This is a genomic window from Micrococcus sp. PSi08 (assembly GCF_054960655.1).
In genome coordinates, this window is the sequence record NZ_JBHNYP010000042.1 from 1 (window position 1) to 11333 (window position 11333).

At 63.7% G+C, this 11333-nt stretch carries 7 protein-coding genes; all 7 read right to left on the reverse strand.

Translation table 11 applies throughout. The annotated features are described in order from the left end of the window. Positions 1-59 precede the first annotated feature (59 nt). The 7 genes from ACFI33_RS11260 to ACFI33_RS11290 all read right to left on the reverse strand — a co-directional run bounded on the left by ACFI33_RS11260 (position 60) and on the right by ACFI33_RS11290 (position 11067). The gene (locus ACFI33_RS11260; protein WP_206496755.1) at positions 60-1517 is read right to left on the reverse strand and encodes an ApeA N-terminal domain 1-containing protein; all 1458 of its coding nucleotides are present in this window, start codon (positions 1515-1517) and stop codon (positions 60-62) included. Then, positions 1514-2302, reverse strand: a complete 789-nt coding sequence (locus ACFI33_RS11265) for a TatD family hydrolase (RefSeq protein ID WP_206496754.1) — start codon at positions 2300-2302, stop codon at positions 1514-1516. The genes ACFI33_RS11260 and ACFI33_RS11265 overlap by 4 nt, the downstream gene beginning before the upstream one ends. Then, the gene (locus tag ACFI33_RS11270) at positions 2302-3600 is read right to left on the reverse strand and encodes an adenine nucleotide alpha hydrolase family protein (protein WP_462624028.1); all 1299 of its coding nucleotides are present in this window, start codon (positions 3598-3600) and stop codon (positions 2302-2304) included. Before ACFI33_RS11270 ends, ACFI33_RS11265 begins: the two co-directional genes overlap by 1 nt. After that, on the reverse strand, positions 3597-4106 hold the full coding sequence (locus ACFI33_RS11275) for a hypothetical protein (protein WP_206496752.1): 510 nt from the start codon (positions 4104-4106) through the stop codon (positions 3597-3599). The genes ACFI33_RS11270 and ACFI33_RS11275 overlap by 4 nt, the downstream gene beginning before the upstream one ends. 322 nt (positions 4107-4428) lie before the next feature. Continuing rightward, the gene (locus ACFI33_RS11280) at positions 4429-6246 is read right to left on the reverse strand and encodes a P-loop NTPase fold protein (protein ID WP_206496750.1); all 1818 of its coding nucleotides are present in this window, start codon (positions 6244-6246) and stop codon (positions 4429-4431) included. A 62-nt stretch (positions 6247-6308) separates the two neighbouring features. Then, entirely contained in the window at positions 6309-9104 is a 2796-nt protein-coding gene (locus ACFI33_RS11285; RefSeq protein ID WP_206496749.1) for a restriction endonuclease, read from the reverse strand. Next, positions 9088-11067, reverse strand: coding sequence for a DNA methyltransferase (locus ACFI33_RS11290; protein ID WP_206496748.1), 1980 nt, complete (start codon positions 11065-11067; stop codon positions 9088-9090). Before ACFI33_RS11290 ends, ACFI33_RS11285 begins: the two co-directional genes overlap by 17 nt. Positions 11068-11333 lie beyond the last annotated feature (266 nt).

An 11333-nucleotide genomic window follows, 5' to 3' on the forward strand; every position in this document is an offset into this window, starting at 1 on the left:
TGGCGGATACGAATCCAACCGCGGGTCGAATCGCGCGATAAGAAGTCGCCACCATGAACTCAACGATCCCCCTTCTTGGATGCACGCTCCTGCGCGCCGAGCGGAGCACCAAGTAATCGGATGGCCTCAGAACGCACCGCCCGTTCGAGGATGTCAGCCACGATCGCCAAGTGCTGGGGTTCGAATGAGCCTGAGCCGTGCGACAGTGTGTTTCGGGCTCTTGTGAGAGCAGTCTGGAGCGGGAGCGTTCCTTTACCGGTGTCTTCCTTGCGAACGGCCTTGATCAGTTCGGTCTTCGTGAGTTCCTCCGAGACCTTGTCCGGCAGTCGCTTCAGCAGATCTGCGAGCGCCGAGTCGAGGCCCTGCTGAGCCTCCCGACGGAAGTTCTTGTTGATGAATGTGAAGTCGGCCTTCTCGAGAACTTGCTGGGCACGCGCGAGTACGCCCTCCCGCTTGAGGCTGTACTTCTCTTTGTCCGCCTCATGCTTGGCGCGGTTTTCAAAGCCGTATGACCCCTCCAGCGCTTGGAGCAGAAGTAGGAACCTTGAGCGGGGATGTTGGTCAGTAGCCGTTGCCATTGCACCGTAGGTCTCAAAGAGGGGATGCCTAGTCGTGATCTGTCGCTGCCAGGCATGTAGCAGGTCGAGCAGGCTCAGGCCGTCGTTCGCAAGGTTGACCGCCGAACGAATCTCCTCAACCGCAGCGCGGGTTGAGTTGACGGGCAGGTGGGTGATGTCCCAGCCGAACACCTGGTCGCGGTGCGAGCGCGGGGCGGCCTCATCGACCACCGCGAGAAGGTACCGAAGCTCACGGGGAGCACCCGTCAGGAGTGAGATGAGCTGGCGGAGAGGGCGCACCCACTCAAGCCACCAATCGACAACCGTCAATGGCTCGTCCAAAGTGAGGCGCAAGACGGGGCCGAAGGCCATCCTGAACTCGTAGCCGTCGAGCGCCCGCACGCTGTAGTCGTAGCTGAAAGTCATCGACTGGCCACCGCCGCTCCAGGTGAACTTGGCGTCCTTGTCGACGGTGGCCTCCCAGACTGGCTCGTCGCCAGCCTTCATCGGCATTTTGACCCGAGAGATTGGTGCGACCCCCGCGACCGATTCCAGACCCTCGATCTGGAGCTCGATAGAGGCATACTTCCGATGTTCCGAGGTGTTGAATGCCTCAAGTGACAGCGCTGCGAAGGCTCCCACGGCTCGGCCGCTTCCTGGGAAGCTGTAGCTGAGTTCGCCGTTCATCAGGGCCACGTAGGCCCCGCTTGAGAGCCGGCCCGTGAGGACGTCGAAGGCGTGGCGCTGCGGAAACGAGGCGACTCCTGTCGCCTCTTCGGACACCCACTCGATCGGCAGATCGCCGTACAGGATCCCGGTTGGGTACTTCCCCTGCTCGACGGTCAGGAGTCCCGGGATCGCCAGGTGGCCACCTCTACGGTCGGGCACCTGCCAGGTGATGAGGTACTCGCCGGTCTCAAACGGCAGCTTGACTGCTGAGGTCTCCTTGGCTGGCCTCATCGCGATGCTCCGTTCGCACGCGCGAAGGCGGTCATCCGCCGAACAGCGGCAGGGAGAAGGCCGTCAACGTTCGTCTCACCCACAAGGCGGACCAGGTTCGCCCAGACCTGCCCGCGGACAGCTTGGACATCAAGGCTGTAGATCCTCGCCAGCGCCTGTTCGACGTCGTCGACGGAACCCGGCTGTCGCAGCGAAGTGGATGTGCGATCACCGGACGGATGGTCGGTCTCGGCAAGAATCCGCTCGAGCGGGATCAGTGAGACGTCAGACGGGTACTTCATTCCTGCGGCGTTGATCGAGAACCAGCAGTCGAGTTCGATCGCCCGCAACGTCTCGGCCTCGTTGCCGCGCCACCAGTGGAGCACAGCGCCCTTGATCGGCGTGCGCTCCAGCGCGCCAAGGACGCGGCCCGACGCACCTGAACTGTGGATAGAGGCGACGCGGGGAGTCCTCTGAAGCGCGCTAAGCACCGAGGCGAATACCTGCTCCTGATCCGCAATGGGCACCTTTGAGCGCCCGTCTAACCCGATCTCACTCACGAAGGCGGTCGACGCGAGCAACGAGCCAAACCTCGTTGCGTCGAAATCCTGCTGCGCCTGCGCGACGCCTGGATGGCAGCCCACGCCCCAGATCGTAACCTGATCGCGGCGACCCTTCACAGACTCGTACTCATCCAACGATCGAGTCGCCGCGAACACGACCGCGCCGAGCCGCTCGAGGTCGGCTGGGCGAGTCTTCGGGTTGATATGCGCATGCAGGTCGAGCGGGGGAAGTTGGGGTGCCATCAGAAGAGCCCCCGCAGTTCCTCAACTCCCCGCCGGGAGAGCGCGAGCGCGTCCTGCGCGGTGTATCCCTCCGGCAGTGACATCGCCATCACGTCGCGTGGCCGGATGCCCCGGTCTACGAAGTCACGGAGCGGCTCAACGATCGACTTCTGATGCACGAACGCGCTGTACCTACCGCTCGCGTCGTCTGCCAGGTAGGTGGTCGCATCGGGAATATCAGAGGCGATGAACGCTGCTCGGCGAACGAGACAGCCGAAGCAGACCCCGCAGGAGGATCCGGCTGGCGCGCCGCTATAGCGCCCATCGGTATGCGAGCAGGAGTTGGTGCTACTGAGGTAGGCCGAAGCAGCGTCGACGCCGACAGTATCCGCGACCCGGCGGAACATCTCGCCCTTGGTGAGAGCCTCGAAGGGATTCTCGATACGGCCATGTCCGCCTACGCTCAGCATCAGTGCAGATAGCTCACGCAGGAAGCGCGGATGGGTCGTGTGAGTCGAGAGGCTGCCACGACGGTCGGGGCCGAGTGGCGGGTTCAGCGAGGCGAACCCGTTCTCGGCGATCCAGAGTGTCGATCCAGCGCGCTCAGCGACGGCGAGCCCCAGCGCTAGGAAGAGCAGCGAGCGCGAGCGGGTCGATGTCTCGCTTCTAAAGGATGACCCGTCAAGGCGCTTCGACCTTCGATGAAGATGGAACTGGTGATGTACCTGCCGAAAGTCGGGCACCAGGTCGGCGATCGCACCAACGATGCGCTGCTGTACCGGCGAGATCGCGGTTGAACTGTAGTGCGATACCAGTGGTTGGGACTGGTTCTTTCCCAGTTCGACCGCAGTCAGCAGCGCCCCGGCGGCTGAATCCGCGCCGCCGCTCAGCAGCACCGTCCGGTCGTAGTGCTGCTCGTCGATCGGGAGGCCAGTCTCCTCGGCGGCCGGCGCCTGCGTGAAGCTGAATGTCCAGTAGTCACCGGAGAGGAACCCGACGGTTTGGGCTAACTGCTCGGCGTGGGATGTCCACACGGCGGGGTCGTCGACCTCCACAGTGAGATGAAAATCTCGATCGTTCCAGCTTGAGCCGCCCGCTTCGCGGAGTATGGAGCGATCCGATGCAAGGACTGCCAGCGCGATCCGGACGAGGTCGACGTTACGCGGGTTGACGGCACCAAGCCCAGCCAGGTGCGGATCGACACCGCCGGTGAAGGTCGTACGACCGTTGCGAGTCCACAGGAAGACCTCGTCGAAGCCGTTGGCCTGCTGGGCAAAGTCTGCGGTTGCTTCGGAGAGCGTGAGCAGTAGCCGTCTCATGACGCGACTCCGAAGATCGCCCCGATGTCACGGATCCCATTCTCAATGGCCTGGGCCATCTGCTGCTCCGTTGCGCCGTCCGGGCTCAGCGTCGCTTGGGCCGCGTACTCTGCCGCGACGTCACGAATCTGCCGTTCCAGGCTCCGCCGCTTCTCAAAGCTCGCGTCCTTGGCGTAGATCGTCGACGACACCTCGGTCAGAGCGGTCTCAGCGATCGTCGTTTCGATCGATTTCCTGACGACTTCTTCAGGCGTCGGCGGATGATCCGCGGGTTGCTCAAGGATCCACTCGACCACAATGGAGACGATGTCGCGTTCCTCGGCGTCAGCCAGCGTGCTATCGGCTTGGGACTCGAAGGCCGTCTCGACGATCTTGAGTCCAATCGCGACAGGGTCGCCGAGCGCTTGTAGCTGTTCGTAGTTGAGACCTGCCTCACGCAGGGCCTCGCTGTTGCCCGAAGAGTAGGCCAACGCCAGCCGGCCGGCGCGCCCAGCCGCGCGCGACACCCGCCCAACGGACCGCGTCGCGCCGCCTGACGAGCGGCCACCGCCTCCGCCTCTAGGACCACCACCGCCACCACCGCCGGGGCCGTCACTTCTCCCGCCACGTCCGCGCGAATTGAGCAGCACACGAAGCGCGGGCCGGAGATCTACCTTCGGTGACTGACCAGGGGTTCCTGGACGTGTTGGCTCCGTCTGCCCGTCGTCTCCGTTCGCGCCTCCAGCGTCGGAACCATCGGCGCCGCCTGGCTCACTTGCATCAAGCCATGCGGCGATGTTGTCGCGGAGATCGCCTGCGTCCTTCCCACCGCTGCCACCGAAAGAGCCGCTAGTTCCCATTGCCGCTCCATGCCTTCTCGACGATGCCTGCGGATTGCTGGAGCTGCTGGTCATCTGAGCCTGCCCGCCAAGCATCAAGTACCGGCCGATAGACCGTCTGATCAAGTGGACGCAACTTGATGATCGTCGCGGGCTCGACGCTTGCAGCGGGAAGGCCCCTCAGCGCCGCCACGACGCTCGGCTGTGTGGCCGGCTGCTGAGCAGCGAGGCGGAGCAGGCTCTCAACGGTGAACTTCTGCAAGGCAGGCTGGTCACGAGTACGGCGTCCGAGGTGGCTAACCAGGATCTGGGCGTCGCCCTCTGGCAGTAGCTTCAGGGTTTCGTCGGTAACGCCTGCGCGGTCGAGCTTCAGGCTCGACGTCAGGGCGACAGCAAGATCACGGAGTCGCTCGGGCATCTCAGTGTCGATTACCTCGATCTTGGCGAACGATGCCGCCAGGAAGAGATAGCCCGAAATGGCGGTGGCTTCGAGTGCGGGCGGAAGCTTCGCCCAGCGCCGGAGCGTGTCGCTGAAGTCGTCGTCGCGGGCGGACTCAGACTCGGGCTCCGGTACAGAGGCACTCTTCTTCGCGCGCGCCGCCTTCGGTGAGTCGTCCTCCGAGAGTTCGGGCGTTTCGCCCTCGCGCCCATCAACGCGACCATTGGCCGCAATGTCGAGCGCCTCAAGTTTGTCGCGTAGCTGATTCGATGCAAGCCACCCGAGCACAGTCTCGAAGTCGTCAGTGAGGATTCGCTCCAGCACCATGAGCTTGGCGACTTCATCGGGCTCCAACTCGAACCCACGACGCCGGGCGACCGACTGACGCACATTCAGATCGTTCAGGAACCGCTTGATCCGTCGCGGGTTGCCGTGGAACTTCTCGTAGAGGATCGGCGTGAGACGGGTGGCCGTAACGAGATGCTCCGCCACCGAACTGCCGTCCTCGATCTCCAGATCGTCCAGGCTGCCGCCGCCGATACGCAGTTCGTCACACTTGGCGACGAACGCCGCATAGGCCGTCTCATCATCACGGAACTCAGCCTTCGCGAGCAGCAGGAAGAGGTAGGCCTCGGTGTCGAACCGGCTGAGCGCGGGGAGCGGGATGGTCGTCTGGACGATCTTGTGCAGGTAGAGCTTGGCCGGGTCCTCATCCCCGTCCTTCGGAGCTGCTGTTCCGAGCTTTTGCCGGATCGCCTCGGCGACGCGGTCCTCATCAGCCGCGATCACGAAGGACATGCCCTTCGCCGAAAGGAACAGACGAATCGCTTCGAGTGACTCGACCACGGTATCGGGCAGGCAACGATCCAGATCGTCAACAAGCACCACGACACGCGAAAGATGGGCAAGAGCAGGGTCCGCCAACAGCGTTTCAAACTCTTCGCGGAAGGCAGCCATACCCTTCTGACTGTCGAGGCTCTCGGGCTCATCGCTAACCAGGCCGAAGACATCGTCAATCTTCGGTAGTTGCATCGTGATAGCGGTCTTGGCCGCCATTTTGACGGCCTTCGACCAGTTCACCTTGCGCACGAGACGCTTGAACGCGTCCAGGCCGGCCTTACCGACCGGGTCCTCATCGTTGAACTCGTTGCCGAGAGCACCCAGCACCTCAGCGATGAGGCTCTCCTTTGGCCCAATTGCGGGGTCATAGAGCCACGGCTGAGTCGGGATAACGAGCACCTTGCGATCGATATCCTCAGATCGCTCCGTGATCTCCGACTTGATCAGCTCGAGTACGCTGGTCTTGCCGCTGCCCCAGGCTCCAGAGAGGCCGATCGCAACTGGGTCCAGCCCATCGTCAAAGATTGCGTCCGCGGCGGTCTCTGCCACGGCACGAAACGCCAGTAGATCCTCGGTCGCTGGTTCGTCTGACCAGAGTGGATAGGAGGGGGTCATAGCGCGTCTCCATCTCCGCCACCGGCGGCTCCGCCGATAAGCAGCCCTGCCTTGTCGGTCGTGTAGTTGTAATCGACCGGCCCAATCGGTGCAGCATCGAAGTGGTGCTCGGCAAAGCGGATGCGCATGGCCTCGTCCCAGTCGAGGTCGTCGAGATTGCGGGTGTCCTTAGTCTCGCGGATGAGGTAGAGCCGCTGCGTGCCGTTCTCGTCGTAGACGATGGCCCAGTCCGGCGAGTACTCCCCCACAGGCGTGCGCACGCGGAAGCGGCGCGGCAGCTTGGTGAAGAGCTTGACGTGCTCGCGGTTGTTCTCGAGCTGTGCGGCGAAGGCACGCTCGACGTGACTGTCGTAGTCGACGTGGTCGTAGAGGTTCACGCCGCCCTCAGGCGCGGCGATGACGCCGTTCTTCGGATCGGGGTTGCCCGGCAGAGGCTGCGGCGGGTTCTTGGATTCGACTTCGAGGAAGACGACCTCGGCATCCCACCAGTCCGTCTCGTCGATGGGTTCGTAGCTGATACCGCGCACCATCTGTTCGATGGTCTCGATACGGATGGCGTTCGCCACGATGCGTGCCCAGCGGTCAGGATCATCGAGGACGTGCCGGGCGTAGTCGCGGTCGGGATAGTTCAGGATCTCGCGCACGATCCCAGCCAGGGTCGGGCGGGTGAGCTGGAGCGGGAACTTGCCGTACTGCAACTGATCCTCGATGAGCTGCACGACGTCGGGCAGCCGCTGGCCTGCAGCAACGATGCGCTCGCCGCGCGACTCTGCCACTGCAGAATCCGCAGTGACGACATGCCCCTCGTCGTCGTAGACGAGATCAGCGGACTGCACGACGTTGGCGCGGCGCTCGATGAACTCGAGGTCGGCCAGGTGTTCCGATGCTGCGAGCACGATGCGGAGTGCGTCCGGATCGACGGTGACGCGGTAGCGCGCCTTGTAGCGAATACGCTTCCACAGTTCAGCGAACTCGGGGCTCTCGAACAGGGCAGGGCGCCTGCGGACGACGACCTCATTGTCGGCGTTGTCGACCTCGGGGCCGGCCTCGCCGGAGCCACCACCAGAGGCGATGTATTCGGCATTCAAGCCGTCGCGGAACTCCGTGAAGGACTCGTCGACGATGAGCGTCAGCCTGTTGATCGCCGGGTCCATCACGCGGTGACCGTTCTGGTCCACCGGCAGACGCAGGCCACGGCCGATCTGCTGTCGACGCTCCAGCTCGGAGCGCGTGTGACGCAGGAACCCGACCTGGAAGACGTTCGGGTTATCCCAGCCCTCCTTGAGCGCAGAGTGGGAGAAGATGAACGCGCGCGGGTTGGCGCGGTCGAGAATGAGCTCCTTGTTCGCGATGATCTCCTGGTACGCCCGCGCCTCCAGCTCGGCGTCCGATGCACGCCCCGATGTGTCCTTCAGGATGCCCGTTTTGGTAGACGGGAAGTAGGCGACCCGCAGCTCGGCAGGGTCAGGCATCTCGCTCTCGGAATTGCCTGCCCGGAGCCACTCCTCACGGAACAGCTCGTCGAACATCGCAGGCAGCACCGCCTCGTCACCGGCGTAGTCAGCCACACGCTCGACGAAGAATAGCGACAGCACCTTGATGCCACGGTTCATCGAGTCGATCTGCCCCTGCCGAGCCAGGTGCGTTCGGATGGTATGGCGGATCTGATCACGCCAGACAGCCTCGGAATCCACGCCGGTCTCAGTCCCGGCCTGCACGACGAGCTTGTTCTCGAAGATCACCCGGTCGGGTTTACGTTCGATGCTCTCGACCACCAACCCGCGATACTGCGGCAGTTTGCCGGACTCCTCGAACAGGTCGGTGCCGTTCTGCAGCACCACCGGCACCCGCTTGCCACCGGCCTTGTGGATGACCGCCTCGGCCATCAGGCGCTTGCGGACGCTCCGAAGCTTGTCGAGGCGCACGTACGGCTTGCCATCCTCGCCGGCGACGATTCCCTTGACCGATACCCGCTTGACCAGACCAGCCTCGGCGGCCTGCTTCGGGCCGAGCCTGTGCACGAGGTTGAACGACTCCTTGTGCGTTGCGCTGTAGCGCAGCGCCACCAGCGGATTCAGTGTGGCAATCGCCTGACGGCGCAGCGGCGTCGCCATGTTCTGCGGCTCGTCAATCAGGACAACCGGACGAGCCTTCGCGATCTGCTGCACACCACTGAGCGAGTCTCCCCACAGCTGTGGCTGCTCAGCGCTCGCGTAGAGCGTGTTCTTCTCCGGCTTATCGAGCGCCTGCACGCCTGCCACCAGGAACTGCACCGTGCCCGACGGCTCGGTGAAGTCGCTCAGCGCCGAGTTCTCGCCCAAAACACCCCATGTGTACGGGACGCCGGGATACTTCAGCCGGAAGTGCTCCTCGGTCTGCTCGAACGTCTTGACCACGCCCGCACGAATCGCGATCGAGTGGACGAGGATGACGAACTTCCGCAGCCCATACAGCTCCGCCAAGCGCAGCGCCGTCGAGATGTAGACGTATGTCTTACCCGTACCGGTCTCCATCTCAACCGAGAAGTTCGGGAACTCCCGCTCTGCGCCCTCGAGATCTGTCTCCGTAAGCAGCTCAAGCTGCGCCTGCGGATCAACGGCCTCACGAGCCGTGATCATCGTCAGGTTGTCCGCGAGGACGGAGCGCTCCAGCGTGAAGCCTGCGTGCCCGTCCGCGCCAGGCGCCTGTCCAGCGAGCGCATCGCGCGGCGGCACGAGGGCACCCTCAAACAGGTCGACCACCGCGGAGACGGCGGCCGACTGGTGCGGCTGATCGTCAAAGCGAAACTTCACGAGGCACCCGCTCCAGAAGAATCAGCTTTGACTGCAACCGCGGCGCCAATGTCAGCGTCACCGAGTCCTCGGCCTGGTCACCACGAAGAATCAGGGTGTCGTCGTCGCTCAGTCCCAGCGCATCCGCTGTCGCCAGCGAGAACGCATCGAGCGAGATCAGGAGACGTCCTGTGGACGTATTGCCCACGGCAGGCGTGAACTCGTAGACGACCACGCCGTCCACCTCATGCGTCGTCACGCGCGTATCGAGCCTCGTTCCCGTGGCCTTGAGCGCCACCTCCCACGCAACGTCGAGCGGCTTCGCACCATCAACCACCGGAGCGCCCGCCGTGTGGTCGAGCACCTGCGTCAGGTAGCTCTGCCCGGTCATCTCCGGAAGCGCGAACAGCGGCTTGTCGATGACGAGGTTCGTCGGACGCGTGCGGAAGATCCGGAAGCCCAGCTGTGGCGCATCGAGCGTCTCCTGTTGCAGGGAGGCCGCCGCACGGCGCAGTCGCTCCGCCGTCACCTCGAAGATCGTCTCGTACCCGGCAGCCAGCGCGTTCTTGCCCGACTCCTCGGACGCATCAGGCTTCTCGGGCACCTGCACCAGAATCCAGTGCCGCGTCTTGCCGTCTTTCGGGTTCTGCTCCCACACTGCCTGGCCCGTCGAACCGGATCCCGCGAAGAAGTCAAGGATCAGGTCGCCGTCGTCGGTGATGGCGTGGAACAGGCGGGCGAGCACTTCCGTGTCCTTCGGGTAGTCGAACACGGTTGTTCCCATGAGCTTGTCTAGCGCCTTCGATGCGGCACGGCGATCCTTATAGAAGACGGACGCGGGTGCCCACTCCTCATGCTCATGCAAGTAGGACTTGAGCTGGAGGCGCCCGCCCTCCTTCTTGGGATAGACGATGCGATCGTCATCGGCGAACGCCTCCATCTTCTCCCGTCCGTAGGCCCAGCCATTCGCGTGCGGTTCGTGACCGCGGAATGTGTAGACGAGATTGGGCCTCGGGTTCGGGCTTCTTAGATCTGACGCGAAGTAGACACCTCGAGCATCAATCACGCGATAGTGCTTGTGCGCTTTTGCGGGGGCTTCGTCAGGCAGTGAGTTGTACCAGGCCTGTAGCGCCGCCGTTGCCGCCTCATAATCTGTACCGTGAACAGCGCGTAGCTCTTTGACCTTCCCGTAAATCTCGTCGAGACCGGCCTTGCGCTCACGCCAGCGCGCGTCCTGTTCGCGCAGATAGGTGTGGTCACGCGCGTAGGCCACCACGTAGTCGTGTCCAACGGAGATCTGACGAGCATCGTTCTTACGGCCGCCATTCCAGATGAAGTTGCCGACGAAGTTCTCTGCGCCAAATACGGCATCGAGCAGCAGCCGCAGGTGGTGGACCTCGTTGTCATCAATGGAAACGAGGATCACGCCGTCGCGGCGCAGCAGGTGACGCGCGAGCGCCAGACGCGGGAACATCATGGTCAGCCACGGCGCATGCTTGCGCCCGCCGGTCTCGATCCGGCTGGTCGTGGCGTTGCCCTGGTCATCAACCTGACCGGTCTCCTCGAGGTACTGCCGCTCGGGCACCGCGAAGTCGTCGTTGTAGGTGAACGTGTCGCCGGTGTTGTAGGGCGGGTCGATGTAGATCAGCTTGACGGCCCGCGAGTAGCCGTTCTTCAGGAGCTTGAGCACCTGCAGGTTGTCGCCCTCGATCAGGACATCACGAGCATCCGGCCAGCGCAGGGAAGCGTCCTCGTCGGGCACAAGCGTTGCTGTAGTGGGGACACGCGCGTCCTGGCGTGCTCGCTCGATCCCGGGCCAGGTGAAGGAGAAGGCAGGCTTGACCTCGCCGTCAAGGCCAAGCGCCCCGAGCAACGCATTACGATCAAGTTCCCCATCGAGGAAGGCACTGGGCACCAGGTCGCGGAGCTGGGCGAGCAACTCTTCGTGAGCGTTTCGGGTCTCGTCCGGCACCGACGGGGTCATCGGGCGACCTCCTGGCGATGGGCGTCACGGTTACACGTTGTGCTGCTGGGGCCGTGCGACCACCTGGTGCTGAACGTTGTCATGCTGCGCTGGTTCTCCTCCGCGCTGAGGCGCGTTTTGAGTTGTGCTCTCGGGGCATGTCCTACGCTACCGATGACCACTGACATTGTTAGGGTGCCGCGCCGGAGGCGGTGCCGCGAGGGGTCTCGCGACGGGGAGCCTGACCGGCTCGACCGGACGTTGCGATCTGTCCAGGTTCTCTCACG

Coding starts and splice junctions, on each gene's coding strand:
- ACFI33_RS11260 (WP_206496755.1), bottom strand. CDS start 1,517: ATGAGGCCAGCCAAGGAGACCTCAGCAGTCAAGCTGCCGTTTGAGACC.
- ACFI33_RS11265 (WP_206496754.1), bottom strand. CDS start 2,302: ATGGCACCCCAACTTCCCCCGCTCGACCTGCATGCGCATATCAACCCG.
- ACFI33_RS11270 (WP_462624028.1), bottom strand. CDS start 3,600: ATGAGACGGCTACTGCTCACGCTCTCCGAAGCAACCGCAGACTTTGCC.
- ACFI33_RS11290 (WP_206496748.1), bottom strand. CDS start 11,067: ATGACCCCGTCGGTGCCGGACGAGACCCGAAACGCTCACGAAGAGTTG.